The 19,180-nt window shown below is 30.9% G+C and carries 19 protein-coding genes; 15 read left to right on the top strand and 4 right to left on the bottom strand.

Features of this window, described 5'->3' with window-relative positions:
- Positions 1-15: 15 nt before the first annotated feature.
- A complete protein-coding gene (locus tag DFQ10_RS08570) occupies positions 16-1,137 on the top strand; it encodes an HNH endonuclease (RefSeq protein WP_115817003.1) in 1,122 nt (373 codons plus the stop codon).
- A gap of 20 nt (positions 1,138-1,157) precedes the next feature.
- On the opposite strand, the gene DFQ10_RS08575 is transcribed toward DFQ10_RS08570, so the two are convergent.
- Together DFQ10_RS08575 and DFQ10_RS08580 are read right to left on the bottom strand one after the other, a co-directional pair.
- Complete coding sequence (locus tag DFQ10_RS08575) at positions 1,158-1,391, bottom strand: hypothetical protein (RefSeq protein ID WP_147299196.1); 234 nt, start codon at positions 1,389-1,391, stop codon at positions 1,158-1,160.
- A 69-nt stretch (positions 1,392-1,460) separates the two neighbouring features.
- Complete coding sequence (locus DFQ10_RS08580; protein ID WP_115817005.1) at positions 1,461-1,700, bottom strand: hypothetical protein; 240 nt, start codon at positions 1,698-1,700, stop codon at positions 1,461-1,463.
- A gap of 83 nt (positions 1,701-1,783) precedes the next feature.
- On the opposite strand from DFQ10_RS08580, the gene DFQ10_RS08585 reads away from it, so the two are divergent.
- A complete protein-coding gene (locus DFQ10_RS08585) occupies positions 1,784-1,954 on the top strand; it encodes a hypothetical protein (protein WP_181897610.1) in 171 nt (56 codons plus the stop codon).
- Here DFQ10_RS08585 and DFQ10_RS08590 read toward each other — a convergent pair whose 3' ends face one another.
- Both DFQ10_RS08590 and DFQ10_RS08595 read right to left on the bottom strand, forming a co-directional pair.
- Complete coding sequence (locus tag DFQ10_RS08590) at positions 1,955-3,124, bottom strand: lipase family protein (protein WP_115817006.1); 1,170 nt, start codon at positions 3,122-3,124, stop codon at positions 1,955-1,957.
- Between the two features lie 143 nt (positions 3,125-3,267).
- Complete coding sequence (locus DFQ10_RS08595; RefSeq protein WP_115817007.1) at positions 3,268-4,899, bottom strand: ABC-F family ATP-binding cassette domain-containing protein; 1,632 nt, start codon at positions 4,897-4,899, stop codon at positions 3,268-3,270.
- Between the two features lie 367 nt (positions 4,900-5,266).
- On the opposite strand from DFQ10_RS08595, the gene DFQ10_RS08600 reads away from it, so the two are divergent.
- From DFQ10_RS08600 to DFQ10_RS08660, 13 genes are all read left to right on the top strand, one after another.
- Positions 5,267-6,223 (top strand): L-threonylcarbamoyladenylate synthase, encoded by a 957-nt coding sequence (locus tag DFQ10_RS08600; protein ID WP_115817008.1) that lies wholly within the window; start codon positions 5,267-5,269, stop codon positions 6,221-6,223.
- 208 nt (positions 6,224-6,431) lie between these two features.
- Positions 6,432-7,337 (top strand): nucleotidyltransferase domain-containing protein, encoded by a 906-nt coding sequence (locus DFQ10_RS08605; protein ID WP_115817009.1) that lies wholly within the window; start codon positions 6,432-6,434, stop codon positions 7,335-7,337.
- The gene (locus DFQ10_RS08610) at positions 7,330-8,793 is read left to right on the top strand and encodes a B12-binding domain-containing radical SAM protein (protein WP_115817010.1); all 1,464 of its coding nucleotides are present in this window, start codon (positions 7,330-7,332) and stop codon (positions 8,791-8,793) included. Before DFQ10_RS08605 ends, DFQ10_RS08610 begins: the two co-directional genes overlap by 8 nt.
- Positions 8,786-9,562 carry a class I SAM-dependent DNA methyltransferase gene (locus DFQ10_RS08615; protein ID WP_115817011.1) on the top strand — a complete coding sequence of 259 codons (777 nt, stop codon included), beginning with the start codon at positions 8,786-8,788 and terminating at the stop codon, positions 9,560-9,562. The genes DFQ10_RS08610 and DFQ10_RS08615 overlap by 8 nt, the downstream gene beginning before the upstream one ends.
- Positions 9,559-10,947: a B12-binding domain-containing radical SAM protein gene (locus tag DFQ10_RS08620; protein ID WP_115817012.1), complete on the top strand. Its 1,389-nt coding sequence runs from the start codon at positions 9,559-9,561 to the stop codon at positions 10,945-10,947. Before DFQ10_RS08615 ends, DFQ10_RS08620 begins: the two co-directional genes overlap by 4 nt.
- Positions 10,947-11,693: a class I SAM-dependent methyltransferase gene (locus DFQ10_RS08625; RefSeq protein WP_115817013.1), complete on the top strand. Its 747-nt coding sequence runs from the start codon at positions 10,947-10,949 to the stop codon at positions 11,691-11,693. The genes DFQ10_RS08620 and DFQ10_RS08625 overlap by 1 nt, the downstream gene beginning before the upstream one ends.
- A 21-nt stretch (positions 11,694-11,714) precedes the next feature.
- Entirely contained in the window at positions 11,715-13,178 is a 1,464-nt protein-coding gene (locus tag DFQ10_RS08630) for a glycosyltransferase family 39 protein (protein ID WP_115817014.1), read from the top strand.
- Positions 13,168-14,220 (top strand): glycosyltransferase, encoded by a 1,053-nt coding sequence (locus DFQ10_RS08635; protein ID WP_115817015.1) that lies wholly within the window; start codon positions 13,168-13,170, stop codon positions 14,218-14,220. Before DFQ10_RS08630 ends, DFQ10_RS08635 begins: the two co-directional genes overlap by 11 nt.
- Positions 14,213-15,349: a polysaccharide biosynthesis protein gene (locus DFQ10_RS08640; protein ID WP_115817016.1), complete on the top strand. Its 1,137-nt coding sequence runs from the start codon at positions 14,213-14,215 to the stop codon at positions 15,347-15,349. The genes DFQ10_RS08635 and DFQ10_RS08640 overlap by 8 nt, the downstream gene beginning before the upstream one ends.
- Positions 15,346-16,176 (top strand): methyltransferase domain-containing protein, encoded by an 831-nt coding sequence (locus tag DFQ10_RS08645; RefSeq protein ID WP_115817017.1) that lies wholly within the window; start codon positions 15,346-15,348, stop codon positions 16,174-16,176. Before DFQ10_RS08640 ends, DFQ10_RS08645 begins: the two co-directional genes overlap by 4 nt.
- Before the next feature lie 54 nt (positions 16,177-16,230).
- Positions 16,231-16,863, top strand: a complete 633-nt coding sequence (locus DFQ10_RS08650) for an FkbM family methyltransferase (protein WP_181897611.1) — start codon at positions 16,231-16,233, stop codon at positions 16,861-16,863.
- Positions 16,863-18,383 carry a B12-binding domain-containing radical SAM protein gene (locus DFQ10_RS08655; RefSeq protein WP_115817019.1) on the top strand — a complete coding sequence of 507 codons (1,521 nt, stop codon included), beginning with the start codon at positions 16,863-16,865 and terminating at the stop codon, positions 18,381-18,383. Before DFQ10_RS08650 ends, DFQ10_RS08655 begins: the two co-directional genes overlap by 1 nt.
- Complete coding sequence (locus tag DFQ10_RS08660) at positions 18,380-19,045, top strand: methyltransferase (RefSeq protein WP_115817020.1); 666 nt, start codon at positions 18,380-18,382, stop codon at positions 19,043-19,045. The genes DFQ10_RS08655 and DFQ10_RS08660 overlap by 4 nt, the downstream gene beginning before the upstream one ends.
- Positions 19,046-19,180 lie beyond the last annotated feature (135 nt).

The raw sequence follows: 19,180 nt of genomic DNA on the forward strand, positions 1-19,180 counted from the left end.
ATGCTCAATTAATTTATGGAGAATCTACAAAAAATAAAAATTGAAGGTAAAGAATATCTCATTATAGATTCTATTCAAGATTTTAGAGCAGAAGATAGTTTTATACACAGAAAAAATAAGCTAGCTCAATTCAGAGGAAACGGCGAATCAAAAAAACATGTAGGAACTTATAATGGTGAAAAAGGTGAAAGAATGGCTAATTTTTTCAATTATTCAACTTGGGGAAAAGAACACTATGACTCCAATAAAAAAAGAAAAACTTTCGAGTCTGCTAAAGAAAGTGGTGCATTAATAAGTGAAAATAGATGTTTTTTTAGCAAAGCTAATTTTCAGAAGTATTTGAGAGATGCTAAAACAGAGTATTTTGCGCAAGAACAAAATTATCACAATAATATTAGCGAATATTATAACGAAAGATTAGAAGAAGTAAATAATCTCGAAACAAACCAAATATTCTTTAGTATTTATGATGCTTCTGACAATATTTTGCAAAGACAGAATAGAGGATATATTCGTTCTGACAATTCAATATGGAGATTATGGAGGGAATTAATATTACCGAGTATTAGTTATTTATCTATTTTAAAATTAGTTCCAGTTGACAATAAAAATGCAGAACCTTTATTTTATTTTAGAATCCTACTCGACTATCAATTTAGGTCTTTTGTACATCCAAAATCACTGACTACTGAAGAAGAATTAGAAAAAGAAGAAATTGAATCTGGAGAAATAAAGAGAACACATAGAAAAGGATCCGAAAAGTATAGACGTGAAGTTATAAACTACATGCCTCAATGTCCGTTTTCAAAAATTACAGATGAGAGGTTATTAATTGCAAGTCACATAAAACCTTATAATATTTGCATAAAAAACAAAGAGAATGACCAAGCCTTAGATTATTTAAATGGGCTGGCGTTATCACCGACATATGACAAATTATTTGACCAAGGCTACATAACTTTCACTAACAATGGAGAATTAATATGCGGTACACAATTGAGTTCTTATACATGGGAGAAACTTAATATTAATCCTAATGCAAAAAACAAAATGAGGATTTTCCCCGAAGACAGAGAAATGTATTTAGATTACCATAGAAACAATGTTTTTCAAGATGATATTGATGATTTAATTTAAATATATCATGGAAAGACAACTTAAAATAAATCATGCTCACCATGTTCAAGATAATAATCTAATTCAAAAGTTTGTCCTTCATCAACTTCTAAATCTTTAGCAAATCCCATACTTACTTGTCCCGTTTTTAAATCATGTAATCTAGCTTTTGACCTAATACCATTATTTATAAAGTCTAATATTACATAAAGTTGATTAAAATTTTCTTCAAGTCCTTGATATTTTACTATCTCACCTTTTCTAGTTGGTTTCATAATATTAATATTTTTAACAAAAATATAACCTAAACTAATGGCAATCAACATACAATTAGTAGCATTTTACTATTCTAAAATCTGTCGTTTTATAATTTCAATAGCATCTGCTTTACCTAAAATATTACCCATTTCAAGAAGTGAATCTTCGTCTCTATAAATACCATTTCTATCATTCCAAGCTAACCAATCAATTAAATCCAATCGACACCAAGAGTTCAATTCAACTTGAAGTTTATCTTTACTCAAATCCATAATCTTGTAATATGGATGTCTTAGCTTTTCTTCTTCACTTATAATTGTATACATACATTATCTTGTTTGATTTCACATACATAAATATAACAAAAACAAAAGCAACAACATAACAATCAGTGATTTAAAAGCTTATATTGTATGAAAAAGCAAAAAATGAATTTGGTAATAGTTTAGGCTATGTTTTCATTGGAGAAGGTAAACTGAAAGACTATTATGGCTCTAAACCAATGAGTATTAATTGGGAACTTGAAGAACCTATGCCTCATTATTTATGGAAAGATGCTGCAAAACTCTCAATTGGTTAACTACAAATCAGATTCCAAATAAGTCATATCTAAATTGTCGTAAGAAATTGTATCCCATTTTTTAAGCAGACCAACATAATAATTATAAGCACTATGCTGGAAAAACTTCGTTTCTGTTTTGTACCACTTGCCGTCGTCTCCTTGCGTAAATTCTTTTCGTTCATCTTCATTTAGATCGCTAACATCAACTTCAATTTTAGGGTATTCAAAAGCTTCTATTTCTTTAAGGTGACCTGTAGGATAATAATTAATATCTCTTACAAATTCTGGCATTTCTATTTTGCCTAATTGTAATCCAAGAATTTTATTCATTAAGGAGTTACTGTTCTTTACATAACTGGTAAGTCCTCCTTCAAATAATCTTATAAAGGCATTTTTACCTAATTCCTTAGCACTAAATTTTTCCTCACCAAATAACCAACCTTTAATTTTATCTTTAGTAACTAGTGTTTCTTCTTCATAATTAACAGGCAAATAAGGCACTGGATCCTTCGGGTTAATTATAGAGTAGCTTGTGCCTTCATCACTAAATTGAATGTTATAGTCTGCGGCAAATTCTTTATTACCAGACATAGGTTGTGCGTACACATACGTTTTATAGGTGTTCTTTTCTGATAATTCTCCAACTGGTAAATGTTCTAAGTAAGCACGTGTTAAAGTCCCTAAAGCACCACCTTGGCTATGGCCAGTAATGATAATATTATAAATTCCTTTTGAGTTTAAGGCGTTTATTTGGGCTTTTATGGTTTCAGACAATATAACTATCGTTAAACCATAACCAGCATGTACGGCTGCATCTTTAACATTTGAAAACGCATACTCAGCGGGTTTGCCTTCTATAGTAATACTTCCCTTTGCAGGAATCATTGCCGAATAGCAATTTTCTACCCAACTAATCACTTTGTTAGTAGAACCTCTGTAGTTAATGATACCAACTTTACCATTCTCGTACACCTGAAACTTATTATCCATGCTTAAAACATCTGACGTATAGCTGAGATTAAAGCCTTCAGGAATAATACCATGAGCAGAATCAAATTGTTTTATAAAATTGAAACTATTACACATCGCAATAGTTTGCTTAGCTTCATTGGTATTAAAACCAGAATCTAACTGTGCAAACGAAAAGATAGTTTGAATTAAAAATAGAATGAACACTAATACTCTCATACAGAAATAACTTTAAAGTCGAATAAATTATTGTACTCAAGCAAATTACAAAAACGATTCCAAAAATGATTTTAACACTAAAAACTTTTTTGACCTCCTAGTTTGCGTCCTCTAAGATGAAAATAAAACCAGTTATGGTGTGTTTACAAATCCAAACCTTTTAAACTCTCTACCCTATTTCTAGCCAAGAAATCATCTATAGTTTCAAAGTGTTCAATAACGCGTTTTTCTTTAAACTCAAACACCTTTTTAGAAAGGCCTTGTAAAAAATCCCTATCGTGAGACACTAAAATTAAAGTACCATCAAAGTTTTGTAGCGCTTCTTTTAACACGTCTTTAGATTTTAGATCTAAGTGATTGGTAGGCTCATCGAGAATTAATAAATTAACAGGTTCTAATAAGAGTTTTACCATCGCTAATCTGGTTTTTTCTCCACCAGATAAAACGCTCACTTTCTTCTCAATATCGTCTCCTCTAAACATAAAACCACCCAAGATGCTCTTAATCTGTGTTCTTACATCACCTTTAGCAACATCATCTACGGTTTGAAAAATAGTTAAATCTTCATCTAACAAAGCAGCTTGGTTTTGGGCAAAATAACCCACCTTAACGTTATGACCCAAAGCACAAGTCCCTTCTACATCAATTTCGCCTAAGATAGCTTTAATCATTGTAGATTTCCCCTCACCATTTCGTCCTACAAAACACACTTTCTCACCTCTAGCAATAGACATATTAGCATCCTTAAACACCACATGATCACCATAAGATTTAGAAACATCTTTAACCGTTACCGGATAATCGCCAGAACGTTGCGTAGCCGGAAAACGTAACCTTAAAGCCGATGTGTCAATTTCATCAATTTCTATTTTTTCTAATTTCTCTAGCATACGCTCACGTGACGATACTTGATTGGTTTTAGAATATGTACCTTTAAAACGCTCAATAAACTGCATATTATCTGCAATAAACTTCTGCTGTTCTTGGTAGGCTTTTATTTGGTGTAAACGTCTATCTTCTCGCAATTGCAAGTAATGCGAATAATTAGCTTTGTAATCGTAAATGCGTCCCATAGTGACTTCTATAGTACGATTGGTAATATTATCTATAAATGCTCTATCGTGCGAAATTACCAATACAGCATTGGCTTTATTCACTAAGAAATCTTCTAACCAAATCACCGATTCTATATCAATATGGTTGGTTGGCTCATCTAATAAAATTAAATCTGGCTTTTGAAGTAGAATTTTAGCCAATTCAATTCGCATACGGTAACCACCAGAAAACTCATTGGTCTGTCTGGTAAAATCTTCTTGTTTAAAACCTAATCCTTTTAAGGCTTTTTCAACCTCAGCATCATAATTTACATCTTCTAAAGCATAGTATTTTTCACCTAAATCTGAGACACGTTCAATGATTTTCATGTACTCATCAGATTCGTAGTCCGTTCTTGTTTCTAATTGCTTGTTGAGCGCTTCCATCTCATCACGCATTTCATACACATGCTTAAAGGCTTTAGACGCTTCATCAAAAACAGTGGTATTATCTTCTGTTAGCAAATGTTGTGGCAAATAAGCAATAACGGCATCTTTTGGAAATCTCACATGGCCACGAGTAGCGCTTTGGACACCTGCAATAATTTTCATCATGGTCGATTTTCCCGCACCATTCTTTCCCATTAAGGCAATTTTGTCATTCTCATTTATAGTGAAAGACACATCACTAAAAAGTGTGTGACCACTAAATTCTACCGCTAAATTATCTACTGAAATCATGTTATGAATTTTGAAGTTGCAAAACTACTAAATGGTAAGTCATTATTTTTAATTGTGAATAAATTTATATAACGTTTTATTTCAGTCAATTCTAATCGTGTTTCAGTCAATTTTTGTTCTCCTTATTAATTAATTTTAAGAGAAATTCATCATTTACATTTAAATAAACCATTATGATTATCACAAAAGTATTAGGATTAACAAGTGCATTAATCAAAAGCAAGAAAGCCAAAATTGCTATTTTAGGTTTAGAAATGGCAGTATTAGGTTATGCGCTTTAACAACAAAAACAGGAAAAGAAAAATAAGCGTCTTAAATCCTAGTGGTATAAGATTTTGAAGTAATTTTGCAGCTGTATTTTAAGATTATGAGTATCATTTCAAAAGACATATCAAAAGCTGTTGCGCTTTTAACGGCTGAAGACATTGTTGCTATTCCAACTGAAACAGTATATGGACTAGCAGGAAACATCTATAGTGAAAAAGCGATAAAGTCGATTTTTGAAACTAAAAAGCGTCCATTTTTCAATCCGCTTATTGTTCATATTCCGTCTATTGATCAACTTACTGATATTGCCGCTTATATTCCTGAAAAAGCCCAATTATTAGCAGAAGCGTTTTGGCCAGGACCAATCACTTTGGTTTTAAAAAAGAAAGCGATTATTCCCGATTTAATAACTGGTGGAAAAGATACTGTTGCCGTGCGTGTCCCTAATCACCCAACAACTTTAGAATTATTAAATCAATTAGATTTTCCATTAGCAGCACCAAGCGCCAATCCTTTTAGCAATATTAGCCCAACCACAGCGCAACACGTAGAAACGTATTTTAAAGATGATATTAAAATGGTTTTAGATGGTGGAGCATGTACAAGTGGTATAGAATCTACTATTATTGGTTTTGAAGGCGATGAGCCTGTAATTTACAGATTAGGCTCAACCGCTATTGAAGCCATTGAAGCCGTTGTTGGTAACATTGAAATTAAAAATACCAAAGAAGTCAGTCCTGATGCTCCTGGTATGTTGGCACGTCATTACGCTCCAAAAACGAAAACGATTTTAACGGATAATATCTTAGAGGCATTAAAACTTCATAAAAACAAACGTGTTGGACTGATAACGTTTCAGTCTGAAATTGACAATCCTAATATTGAGGTTCAAATAGCACTTTCAACATCTGGTGATTTAGCCGAATCAGCTTCAAATTTATATGATGTGCTTCATCAGTTAGATAAAATGCATCTTGATATTATTATTGCCGAAGAATTTCCAAATTACGGCTTAGGTAAATCTATAAATGACAGATTGACTAGAGCAACCAAATAAGTCGCTTTTAACTTCAATTGATTATATTTATCATCATTTTTAAAAGAAAAAACACTTAAAAAATAGCCTTTCAAATAGCAGGTATTTCGTAAGCTAGATTAGTATAAGTCAAAACGATAAGCAACGCAAAAGCACTTACGAATTAGACCTCACTTTCTATTAATCTAAATTTAAGCCTTATTTTTATAAAAAATTGCTGCTTAAAAAAATGAATGCCTTAAAAGTTATTATCTACTTTTCAATTTTCAAATACCCTTTAACCAAAGAGGAAATCTATGCATTTTCTTCATCTCAAAGTATGGAAGATATTGAACAAGATCTGCGCACCTTGATTGAAAAAAAGATAATTTACAAACTAGGTAATTATTATACAGATATCAATGATGCTACATTAGTACAAAGACGAATTAAGGGCAATACAATGGCACAAAACATTATGCCTAAAGCATTGCAAAGAGCAAAACTTATTATGTCTTTTCCTTATATTGAATCTGTTTGTATTTCAGGATCATTAGCCAAAAATTACTACGACGACCAAGGAGATATCGATTTTTTTATCATTACAAAACCAAAAAAATTATGGTTAGCTAGGACGTTTTTAATTCTATTTAAAAAGCTCTTTCTATTAAATTCAAAAAAATATTTTTGTGTGAATTATTTTATTAGTTCTGACCAATTAAAAATAGCAGAACAAAATAAATTTACGGCTACGGAATTAATAACGCTTATACCTATTTACGGTAAAACGGTTTTCAATGCATTTGTTTCTGAAAACCATTGGGCTTTTAATTATTACCCAAATAAAGCGATAAATACAGCATCACTCGCTGAGGATTTTAAAAAACCTATTTGGAGCCGCACTATGGAAGTTTTATTCAACAATAAACTCGGAGAAAAACTAGATCAGTCTTTTAAAAAAATCACCTTGAAAAAATGGAAATCTAATTTTAAACACCTCAAGAAAAAAGAATTTGAGATTGCGATGAAATCTACTAATGATGTCTCTAAACATCACCCTCAAGATTTTCAAACACATGTAATTGTGTCGCTAAACGAGCGCTACAACATTAAAAACAAGGCATTTAACCTAAACTTAACCATGGAACATGCTTGATGTTGTATTCTCTCATTCATATTATTATAAGTTTGACCCTAAGCAGTGGCAAAATAAAACTCCCTATCCTCCATTAGGCACTTTATATGCTGCCTCATATTTAAGAGAAAACGGGTATGATGTTGGCGTTTTTGATGCCAATCTTTTAGACGATCCTAAAACCATAGAACCTTACATAGACAAACAGTCTCCAAAAACCTTTGTGCTTTACGATGATGGCTTTAACTATCTCACAAAAATGTGCTTAACCACCATGCGTGAAGCTGCTTTTGAAATGATAAAAATTGCTAAAAAGCAACATTGTAATGTGGTGGTTTGCAGTTCGGATTCCACAGATCATTATGAAAAATATTTAGATGTTGGAGCCGATTTTGTAATACAAGGCGAAGGAGAAATTACCTTAAAAGAACTTTTAGACACTTTAGAAAAACATGAAGACACCTCCGAAATTAAAGGATTAATCTTTAAACATGAAGAAGAAATAATTAAAAACCCAAAACGAACCGTTTTACGAGATTTAGATATTTTGCCTTTACCTGCTTGGGATTTAATTGACATTGATGCCTATAAAGACATTTGGAAAAGTGGAGGAAATGAATTCACTTTAAACATCGCCACCACTCGTGGTTGCCCTTTTAAATGTAATTGGTGCGCTAAACCTATTTACGGCAATCGCTACAATTCGCACTCACCAGAATACATTACAAAGCACATCAAATATTTATCGGAAACCTATGGCGTGAATCGTTTTTGGATGTGCGATGATATCTTTGGATTGAAACCTAATTGGGTTCAGAATTTTAATATAGAACTTAAAAAAGAGAAACTTTCGATTTCATATTACATTCAAAGTAGAGTTGATTTACTCTTAAAAGAAGATACTATTGATGCTTTAGCAGAAAGCGGACTAAAAGAAGTTTGGGTTGGTGCAGAAAGTGGTTCTCAAAAGATTTTAGATGCCATGGATAAAGAAACCACTGTGGAGCAAATCTATGAAGCTACGCAATTATTAAAAGCTAAAAATATACGTGTAGCATTCTTTATTCAGTTTGGCTATTTGGGTGAAACTAAAGCCGACATTGCCAAAACTATTGCCATGATTAAAGAATTGGCACCAGATAATATTGGAGTTTCGGTTTCCTACCCGCTTCCTGGAACCCCATTTTACGATAAGGTAAAAGACGATTTAAAACTAAAAGCCAACTGGACAGACTCTGATGATTTAGCGATGCTTTTTAAAGGCACTTACAGCTCTAAATATTATAAAAAATTGCAGCGCTATGTACATAAGGAATATCGAAAAAGTCAAGCGTTTCAAAATTTAAAAACATTAGTTAAAAACCCTTTTAAGTTATCGAAACCTCAATGGCGATCAATTGTGTTATTAGGCTACTATTTGCCTTCTGCTTTTTTAGATAAAATTCAACTTAAAAACATGGAACTGTCTAATGGTTAATGATTTTGATAGTGCTTCTAGTAAGTATGATGCTGAGTTTACGTTTTCTAATATTGGAAAGGCACAGCGACGCATAGTTTTTAAGTATCTCAATCCTATAATTCATCAAGATAAAAAGCTTTCGATTTTAGAATTGAATTGTGGTACTGGAGAAGATGCTATTCAATTTTCAAAATTAGGACATCATGTTATTGCTACAGATATTTCTGAAGGCATGATAAACGTAGCAAAAGCAAAATCTAAAAATGTCAGTTTCCAAATTCAAGATATAAACACTTTGCATGAAAACTCATTTGAGACAAAATTCGATGTAATTTTTTCAAATTTTGGAGGCTTTAATTGTTTATCAACAACCGAAATTGAAACTTTTTTTAAAACAGCAAGTCATTTGCTTCATCCTAATGGGAAGATAGTTTTAGTGATTATGCCGAAACATTGTTTGTGGGAAAAACTATATTTTTCACTTAAAGGTGATTTTAAAAATGCCAAAAGAAGGCAATCAACAGCATCTGTTTTTGCTAATGTAGATGGCATAAAAGTTAAAACATGGTATTATAATCCTGAAGATATTCTGCAGCGTTCTAAATCATCGTTTAAGAAAGAAAACATAAAACCGATAGGATTTGCTATACCTCCTTCTTATCTTGAAAAATCATTTTTATCTAAACAACCTTTTTTATCCATTTTAAAAAGTGTTGACACCATAATGACAGGATCGTTTTGGTCTAAATATGCTGATCACTTTTTAATAGAACTCACTAAACTATGAGTATTATACTCACACATACTTATTATCTTCTTGAAGATGACAAGGAACAGAAAATTATGAAACCCTATGCACCACTTGGGTTGTTATATATTTCTGCTTACTTAGATGAGAATTCTATTGAAAACCATGTCTATGATTCCACTTTTTATTCTAAAGCAGAACAACTAAATTTTATAGAAGAAAAACAACCTAAAGCTGTCGCCATTTACACCAATTTAATGACAAAAATTAATGTAATTAAGTTGGTGAAAATCCTTAAAACCGACGCTAAATATGGTTTTCCAAAACTAATTTTAGGAGGTCCAGATATTACCTATAATTGCGAAAACTATCTCAATACTGGTGTCGATTTTCTCATCATTGGAGAAGGTGAACAAACCACTTTAGAATTATATAATGCTATTACCAATAATGAAGACTTTAGCGCAATTACAGGTATTGCTTACTTAGAAAACGGAAACGTTATAAAAACGCCTCCAAGAGCTAAAATGAAAGACCTTTCAGATTTACCCTTACCTAACAGAGCTGCTATTCCTGTAGAAAAATATTTAAACACTTGGAAAACACATCATGGCAAAAGCTCCATGACCATAAGCACACAGCGTGGTTGTCCATACACGTGTAAATGGTGCAGTACTGCTGTCTACGGACAAAGTTACAGAAGACGACCAGCAGAAATGGTGGCTGCAGAAATGCGAATGTTAAAAGACACTTACAATCCGGATGGTATTTGGTTTGTAGATGATGTGTTTTCTGTGAGCCATAAATGGATAAGAGAATTTCATAAAGAAGTCCTTAAACAAGATGCTATAATTCCTTTTGAATGTATTACCAGAGCAGAACGACTCAATGACGAAATTTTGCAATTATTAAAAGAAGCAGGCTGTTTTAGAATTTGGATTGGTGCAGAAAGTGGTTCTCAAAAAATCATCGACGCCATGGATAGACGTGTCGATGTAGATGTTGTAAAGTCTGCCATTCAAAATACGAATGCATTAGGTATGGAAACCGGTACTTTTATTATGGTTGGTTATCCTGGCGAAGATGAAAAAGACATTAACGAAACCATTACCTATTTAAAAGCTGCCAACCCAACACATTTTACAATTACTGTGGCATACCCAATAAAAGGCACATCTTTATATAACGAAATTAAAGATAAAATAACGGTGCAACCTAATTGGGAAACTTCAACAGATAGAGATATTGATTTTACAAGAACTCATTCTCGAAAGTATTATGATTATGCAGTGAGACGCATTGTAAACGAGGTTAATTATAGTAAGGAAATTTTAAAAGGACCTGATAAAAACCTTCTGACTACTTTCAAATTAAAAACGAAATCTATTTTAGCACAAACTGCGATGAAATTATATAGAGGATAATGGATTTTAGTAAATCACATATAAAAAACAAGGTTATTTATCTCACGGAAGCGACTAATTTATTCTCTGATATTTACATTGCTGTTAGAGATAAAGAACAACGTGTTTTAACAGATGAAGACGTTGCATTACTACCTTATATAAAACGGAATGAATGGGAGTTTAGAATTAAATCTACAGAGCGATTTATAAATTACATAAGCTCTAAAAATGAAGCCTTAAATATTCTAGACATTGGTTGTGGCAATGGTTGGTTTACGAATGCACTAGCTACCGTTTCTGAAAAAAATGAAGTCATAGGACTCGATGTTAATAGTGAAGAATTAGAACAAGCTGCTCGTGTTTTTGAAAGGCAAAATTTACAGTTTGTTTATTGTGATATTTTTAAAATTGAAGATGCTTTTATTCGCCAATTCGATATCATTACACTAAATAGTTGTGTTCAATATTTTTTAGATTTTAAAACTTTGTTTTCTACCTTAAAATCGTTTTTAAAACCAACTGGCGAAATTCATATTATTGATAGTCCGTTTTATAAAAACGATGCCATTACTGAAGCTAAAAAAAGAACGCTTAATTATTATACATCCATAGGATTTCCTGAAATGGCATCTAATTATTTTCATCATTCTGTTGATGATATTCTAGAATTCAAAACATTATATTCGAATAAAAATAAATTTCTAAATAAAATTTTACTTAAAAAGGATTCGCCTTTTCCGTGGTTACGCTATAAAAAACAATAAATTTCCAACAGCCCTAAATAATTGAATCTCAACAAGAACAACATCTCACCCACATCATATCTGGTACTAACATTAGTACCTGTTCTTATATTTATATGTATTAGAGCTTTAGGTTTTGATGGGCTATATGGGCAAGATTCCTACGAATATTTAAGATATTCAAAAGCATTATTTAATGCCTTTAACGGAGGTGAATCTGCAGGAGATTATTTTTGGCCCTTGTACTACCCTTTATTTGGCGCTTTAGCAAATTATATATTTGGCAATATATTATTTACTTTAAACTTTATAAGTCTTGGTGCTTTAATAATTAGTTCTATATACCTCTACAAGACTATAAAACTACTCTATACTAATACCAATTACACTCTACACTTTATTGTTCTGTTTTTTATTTTTTCCCCTTCTGTAATTATTTTAGGTATTGTTGTAATGTCAGATTTATTATCTGCATGTTTTATAATTCTTAGTATATACCATGCATTAAAATTTAATAAATACAATAGTTCTAAAAATTTATACTTTGCAGCTGTATTTGCTATATCTGCAATAATGACGCGTTATGCCAGTTTTGTAGTCCTCTTGCCCTTTGGCGTTTTTATTCTTCTAAAATTATTAAAAACTAAACGTCAGCTTATACACCTCATTCCTATTTTAATAATTGTAGGTCTTCTAACTGTTCCGCATTTTTACATTAGAAGTGAGAATGTTTCTGGTTTTTTAAATCACGACTGGCTTCAGAAATGGTCTCCATTGAATTTTTTTAAATCAGAATTCAATACTGTTGATGGCATCTCTCACAATAAATTACCAAATATTATTTATGCCTTTTATAACTTATTCCATCCTAAATTTCTTGTACTAGGTATTGGTTTAATACTTGCCATTATTTTTAAAAATCTAAAATTCAAACCAAACAAACCTTTAGTCATTTCCTATTTGTTATACAGCTTGTTTTTGGCAGGAATACCTTTTCAAAACTCTCGTTTTTTAGTTTTAAACTTTGGTTTAGCTTTGGTTTTATTATTTCCTACCTTTCAATATATAATCGACAAATTTTCGGCACACAAAACGGTAATAAATAGCGCATTTTTATTACTAATATTAACTCAGATATTTTTATGCCTTTACCTTTTTCGCCCTTTTTATGAAAGAAATAAATTCGAAAAAAGTATCGCAACGTTAATGAAACCTTACCAAAACAAAACACTTTACAGTTTTGATATAGATGTTGCGCTAAAAGGCAGAGACTTAGATTTTGATTATAAAAATATGTGGATTGAACAATATGATAAGTTTAACACTAATGATCTGGTTTTATTTAATCCTGAAAAATTTAAAAGCCAATGGAAGGGTAAAAATCCAATGCTTAATTGGGAAAACATTAAACATAATTACAAATTAAAAATACTAGAAGAAGGTCTTGAGGGCTGGAAACTTTATGAAATAAAACGTAAAATCTTAGCTCAAAATAGTGGAAACTAAAACCTCACATATCGTTTTTTTGACTCCAGGTTTTGCTAAATCTGAAACAGACAGCACAACTATTCCTGCCTTACAGGTTTACCTGAAAAGCTTGAAACTAATACTGCCAAATACCCAATTGACCTTAATAACATTTCAATTTCCTTTTTCCAACAAACCTTATAAATGGCATGGTATAGATGTTATTCCTTTAAATGGCAAAAACGAGTATTTAAAAAAGCTATGGACCTGGAAAAAGGCGTTACAAGTGCTTAACAAAATTCACTTGAAAAACCCAATAACTACAGTACATAGTTTTTGGGTTGGTGAATGCTCTTTAATTGGTTCTCGATTTTCTAAAAAGCATAATATTAAGCACATCACAACAGTAATGGGACAAGATGCGAATCTTAATAACAGTTATGTAAAGCCATTAAAAAATAGTAACACAAAAATTGTAACTCTTTCTAAAAACCATAGAGCAACCTTACTTAAAAATTACAAATTAGATTCTGTAATAATTCCGTGGGATTTAGACTCAACAACATTCCCTGAATTACAAGAAAGTACTATTGACATTTTAAGTGTTGGCTCGTTAAATAAAGTCAAAAATTATTCGGTCTTCATGACTATTATAGCCAACTTAGTTAAAACAAATCCTAATCTCAAGGCTGAAATCATTGGAGAAGGATCGTTGCGAGTTCTTTTAGAGAAACAAATTGAATTCTTAAAACTAAAGAATAATATTACTCTTATTGGGCAACTACCAAGACAAGCCGTTCTAAAAAAAATGTCGCAAGCTAAAGTACTGTTGCATACTAGCAAATATGAATCCTTTGGATATGTATTTTTAGAAGCCTTATATTCGGGTATGCAAATTGTTTCATTTGATGTTGGTATTGCACAATCTATAGAAACATGGAGAATTTGCGATTTCGAAAAAGAAATGTTAGAAACTTTAAAGAACATACTTAATGACCCGAAAACACCAAACAAACAACGTGTATCTCTAAACAAATATGACTCCGGTATTCAATCCTATTTAAAACTATATAATGAATAGATTACTACTCATAGGAATTAATACATTGCGAGGATTTTCTGGCCCAATGTTCAATTTCTTAATTACACTATTTGGAATTAAATTTTTTGGAAAAGAAGATTGGGGAACCATGATTAATGCACTCTTATCCGTTTTCTTAATCGTTTTTATTATCGGTTGGGGAAATAAAGATTATTTAATTAGAAAATACAGCAAGCAACCTTCTCAAATCTATCAAGCATTTTATTCTAATTTTTTTAGCAGAAGCCTTTTACTCCCTTTAGCATTGATTCTTTTGTTATTCTTTCCAATAACAATTGCTATTTGGTGCATTGTGCTAGTACTACTAATGCATTCGTATAATGCGTTAGAAAGTTTAGTAATATTCCACCAAAAATTTGGAGCACAGTTTGCCGCAGAGTTAATTGCTTTCGGGCTTATTTTTAGTAGTATTTTTTATTTTAACAACTTTAGCTTAGAAACGTTTTTAAAACTGTATTGTGCTGCATTTTTATTCAAACTTTTATGGTTAATTATTGCTATGAAATTGTGGAAAGCACATTTTCACCTTAAAGTTTCGCTCCAAGAATTCATAGCTCCATTTTGGTTTTTTATGCTTGGATTGAGTGGTTGGGTTGCCTCAAAAGCTGACTTATATATTGTGAACTTTACCATGCCAAAAGCTCAAATTTCAGAGTACCAAATTGCAATTACTGCTTTCTTATTAATTCAGTCATTATCATACTTAATTATTTTACCATTTACTAAACATTTGTATAGACTTCCTGAAAAATCAATTGCTAAAATTAAAAAGATTTTAGCCTTTACCTCATTTCCACTTGTAACTCTATGTACTGCAGTTCTATGGTTTATTTTAGAAAAAATAGCAATCCTAAACTTACCTATAAGTTTTTATGTTTTTGGAGGTTTAGCTTCCATACCTACTTATTTCTTTATTGTAGATATAATGATGTATTACAGGAATAAGAAAGAAAGCTCTATTTTAAAAATCAATTTTATAAATGCGCTTTTAAACTTGGTTCTCACATTTTTATTGATACAAAAAATGGGCATAATGGGAGCAATTATAAGTGTATTTATAAACCAATGTAGTTTTTTATGTTTTTATAAATTTAAACTAATTAAATGAAAATACTACACCCAAATAAAGACGAATATTGTTCATTAAATGAATTAAAAAGCTACTATTCCGATGGCTTTTATTCCATAATATCTGAGGATGAAAAATCAAAATTAAATTATTTCTTAAATGCTTTTCAAGATTATAGAAAATCAAATAATTTAATAATTACTGATAAAAATTTGTATAAAAACCTTCCTTTTTCAATACATACGACAGAATGGATAGAAAGGCAAAAAGACGCAAAAATTATAGATTCAATAATACAAAACAAACAACAGTTAGAGATATTAGATGTTGGGTCTTGGAATGGCTGGTTGTGTAATTACCTTTCAAAAAAAGGACATAAATTAACTGGGATTAATTTTTTTAATGATGAATTTGACGGCTTAAAAACAAACGTTTATTACGACACTGAATTCACATTATTACAAATGCATGCTGACCAATTATATAGAATTGAGAAAAAATTTGACCTCATTATTTTTAATAGAAATTGGGCGTTTTTTCAAAATCATGAAGCTATATTAAATGATGCAATAAAAATGTTAAGTCCTAATGGTAAAATTATTTTTACTGGGTTAGCATTTTACAAGAACTCCTCATTAATTAAGCAGCAATTTGAATTAAAAAATTCAGAATTTAAAAAACGCTATAATATTCCTTTATTTTATAGTCCTTCAAAAGGATTTTTGGATTTTAATGATAAGATTTGGTTTAAAAAAAATGATATAAAACTAAATTCTTACAATTTATTAAAAAACGCTGTAAAACTATTTTTTCCTAAAAAACCATCTATCTTTTATGGTTTATACTCTAACTCAAATAGACAATAAATCTATATGCTACAATTAATTAACACTTTCAAAAATTTATTTTTTTATCGAAAATTGATTAAAAAAAATGCTTTGTGTTTTGATATTGGAGCAAACTTAGGAGTTAAGAGCAAATTATACTTATCATTAGGCGCCAAGGTCATCGCTTTTGAACCACAAGCCAAATGTTATGAAAGTTTACAAAAAATTAAACTGAAGCACACCAACTTTGAGGTAAATAAAAAAGCTATTGGGTCTAAAAATGGTGAATTAGATTTATTCTTAGGAAATCATATTGAAATAGCAACGTTATCAAGCAAGTTCAAAACCTACTTCACCACTGAAAACATTTATTGGAATAAAAAAGAAACGGTTAAAGTTGTAACTTTAGATTCTCAAATTGAAAAATATGGAATTCCAGATTTTTGTAAAATTGATGCAGAAGGTTATGAATATGAAATTTTAAGAACCTTAAACCATAAGATTCCTATAATTGAGTTTGAATTTACAGGAGGATTCATAGAAGAGACATTGTTATGCTTATCTAAAATAGATACCTTAGGAAATTATTCTTTTAATTATATTCTTAATGAAAAGCCACAATTAAAACTTAAAAACTGGATAACTACTGATGAAATGTCCGTGAAAATAAGAGCTATGAACATAGAAAATATCCATGGTAATATTTTTGCAAAAACAATCCAATAATGGGAAATAAAATCTTAATATTTAACCCAAAAAGCGCTAATTCTAAGCACAGAATACCTAACTCCATTATTCAGGTTGGTGCTGCTATACAAGGAAAATACAACTATGTTTTTGTAGATGGTAATATGGAAAGTGATCCATGGCAAACTATTTCTAATTACTTCCATACTGGAGAATTTAAATATTTTTGTTCTACAGTAATGCCTGGTCCACAATTAAAACAAGCCATTCCTTACACAAAAAAAATAAAAGAATTATTTCCAAATACCATCACCATTTGGGGAGGATATTTTGCTTCAAATCAATATAAAGTTTGCATGAACTCTGGATATGTAGATTATATTGTCAATGGACCAGGAGATAATACTTTTCCTCAACTATTAGATGTTTTAGAAGGAAAAACAGACCAAAAACTGATGTTAATACGCAATCTCATTTTTAGAGATGAGAATGGTAAAATAATTCAAACAGTAAAAGAAGCTCTTCTTAATCAAGATACCTTACCACCATATCCTTATCAATATTTCAATACCATTTACCCCTTAGAACGTTACCTTGCTAAGACGTTTATGGGACAAAAAACCTTAGCCTACCACTCTAGCATGGGTTGTCCTTTCACCTGTTCCTTTTGTGCTGTTGTACCCATATATAATGCCAAATGGAAGGCAAAATCAGCAGCAACTGTATATAAGGATATTCAGTTTTTTAAAGAGAACTATAATATTGATGCTATAGAGTTCCATGACAATAATTTTTTCACATCTAAAAAACGCGTATTAGAATTTTCTAAATTAGTGCTACATGATGAGATTCAATGGTGGGGCGAAGGACGCATAGATACACTAAATAAATATTCTGATGAAGAACTACAATTAATGCGAAAAGCAGGTTGTAAAATGATATTTTTAGGAGCAGAAACTGGTAATGATGAAGTGTTAAAACAAATGAATAAAGGAGGCACACAAAGTGGTCAAATGATTAAGGATTTTGTTTTACGCATGAAAAAGGCAGACATTATTCCTGAACTTTCTTTTGTATTAGGACTTCCTGGTATAGACGAAAAAAAGGTGTACGAACAAATTCTATGGGATATTAATTTTATCAAAGAAATTAAATCTATTAATCCAAACGCAGAAATTATTATCTACTTATATAGTCCTGTCCCTACAGAGGGTTCAAAATTATATCAACAAATTATTGATGCTGGTTTTTCATTCCCTGAAACTTTAGAAGAATGGATTGCACCAAGTTGGGAGAAATTTGACTTACGCAAAAATCCCTTAACACCTTGGTTAAAACCTTACATGATAGATAAAATTCAAAATTTTGAAACCGTAATGAATGGTTATTATCCTACCGTATCAGATTTCAAAATAAAAGGATATAAAAAGAACATTTTAAAACTAGTCTCTGGTTACAGATATAAATACGGTATATATCAAATGCCTTATGAAATAAAAGCTTTACATAAAATTTGGAAATACAGACAACCCGAAATAGAAGGGTTCTATTCAGAATGATAAGAAAACTACTAAAAAAAGCCATACATCCTTTCCTTAAATTTGGAATGGAAAAATTCTTCGCAAAACCAAGGTTGTTTGCGCATGAAGGCATTGAGGTTATAGTAATGCCAGAAGTCTTTCCTCCTCATTACACCTTTAGTACAAAAATACTATTAGAGTACATATCATCTATAGACTTAAAAAGTAAAACCTTTTTAGAGTTGGGTTGTGGATCTGGAATTGTATCATTATTTGCAGCATCTAAGCAAGCCATAGTCACAGCTTCTGATATAAATAGTATTGCGCTTAAAGCACTAAAAGATGCCAAGATTAAAAATAACTTAGAGCTAGAAATAATAAATTCTAACTTATTCAACCAAATTGAAAACCAAAGCTTCGACTACGTAATAATCAATCCACCTTATTATCCTAAAGACCCAAAAAATGTAAAAGAACAAGCATGGTTCTGTGGAGAAAATTTTGAATATTTTGAAAATTTATTACCACAATTATCAAAAAGATCTGACCATACTATTCTAATGATTTTATCCGAAGATTGTGATATTCAAAAAATTACAAATATCGCTGATAAAAATAAGCTTCAATTACATATAGAGATTGAACGAACTAGATTCTCAGAAAGGACTTTTATTTATAGAATTAGCCGTAAATTACAATAGTACTTTAACTCAAAAAACTTAACACAAAAATCCTGAAACTTAATACCACTGATTCTCAGCACAAAAAAACCTGCATCTAGGTTTGGTTATCTCAGAGTTTATCGTAAATTTGCAAACTCTTTTTTAAGAAGAGGA

The sequence above is a fragment of the Winogradskyella eximia genome, assembly GCF_003386165.1.
Taxonomy (GTDB): domain Bacteria; phylum Bacteroidota; class Bacteroidia; order Flavobacteriales; family Flavobacteriaceae; genus Winogradskyella; species Winogradskyella eximia.

Coding starts and splice junctions, on each gene's coding strand:
- DFQ10_RS08570 (WP_115817003.1), top strand. CDS start 16: ATGGAGAATCTACAAAAAATAAAAATTGAAGGTAAAGAATATCTCATT.
- DFQ10_RS08575 (WP_147299196.1), bottom strand. CDS start 1,391: ATGAAACCAACTAGAAAAGGTGAGATAGTAAAATATCAAGGACTTGAA.
- DFQ10_RS08580 (WP_115817005.1), bottom strand. CDS start 1,700: ATGTATACAATTATAAGTGAAGAAGAAAAGCTAAGACATCCATATTAC.
- DFQ10_RS08590 (WP_115817006.1), bottom strand. CDS start 3,124: ATGAGAGTATTAGTGTTCATTCTATTTTTAATTCAAACTATCTTTTCG.
- DFQ10_RS08595 (WP_115817007.1), bottom strand. CDS start 4,899: ATGATTTCAGTAGATAATTTAGCGGTAGAATTTAGTGGTCACACACTT.
- DFQ10_RS08600 (WP_115817008.1), top strand. CDS start 5,267: ATGAGTATCATTTCAAAAGACATATCAAAAGCTGTTGCGCTTTTAACG.
- DFQ10_RS08605 (WP_115817009.1), top strand. CDS start 6,432: ATGAATGCCTTAAAAGTTATTATCTACTTTTCAATTTTCAAATACCCT.
- DFQ10_RS08610 (WP_115817010.1), top strand. CDS start 7,330: ATGCTTGATGTTGTATTCTCTCATTCATATTATTATAAGTTTGACCCT.
- DFQ10_RS08615 (WP_115817011.1), top strand. CDS start 8,786: ATGGTTAATGATTTTGATAGTGCTTCTAGTAAGTATGATGCTGAGTTT.
- DFQ10_RS08620 (WP_115817012.1), top strand. CDS start 9,559: ATGAGTATTATACTCACACATACTTATTATCTTCTTGAAGATGACAAG.
- DFQ10_RS08625 (WP_115817013.1), top strand. CDS start 10,947: ATGGATTTTAGTAAATCACATATAAAAAACAAGGTTATTTATCTCACG.
- DFQ10_RS08640 (WP_115817016.1), top strand. CDS start 14,213: ATGAATAGATTACTACTCATAGGAATTAATACATTGCGAGGATTTTCT.
- DFQ10_RS08645 (WP_115817017.1), top strand. CDS start 15,346: ATGAAAATACTACACCCAAATAAAGACGAATATTGTTCATTAAATGAA.
- DFQ10_RS08655 (WP_115817019.1), top strand. CDS start 16,863: ATGGGAAATAAAATCTTAATATTTAACCCAAAAAGCGCTAATTCTAAG.
- DFQ10_RS08660 (WP_115817020.1), top strand. CDS start 18,380: ATGATAAGAAAACTACTAAAAAAAGCCATACATCCTTTCCTTAAATTT.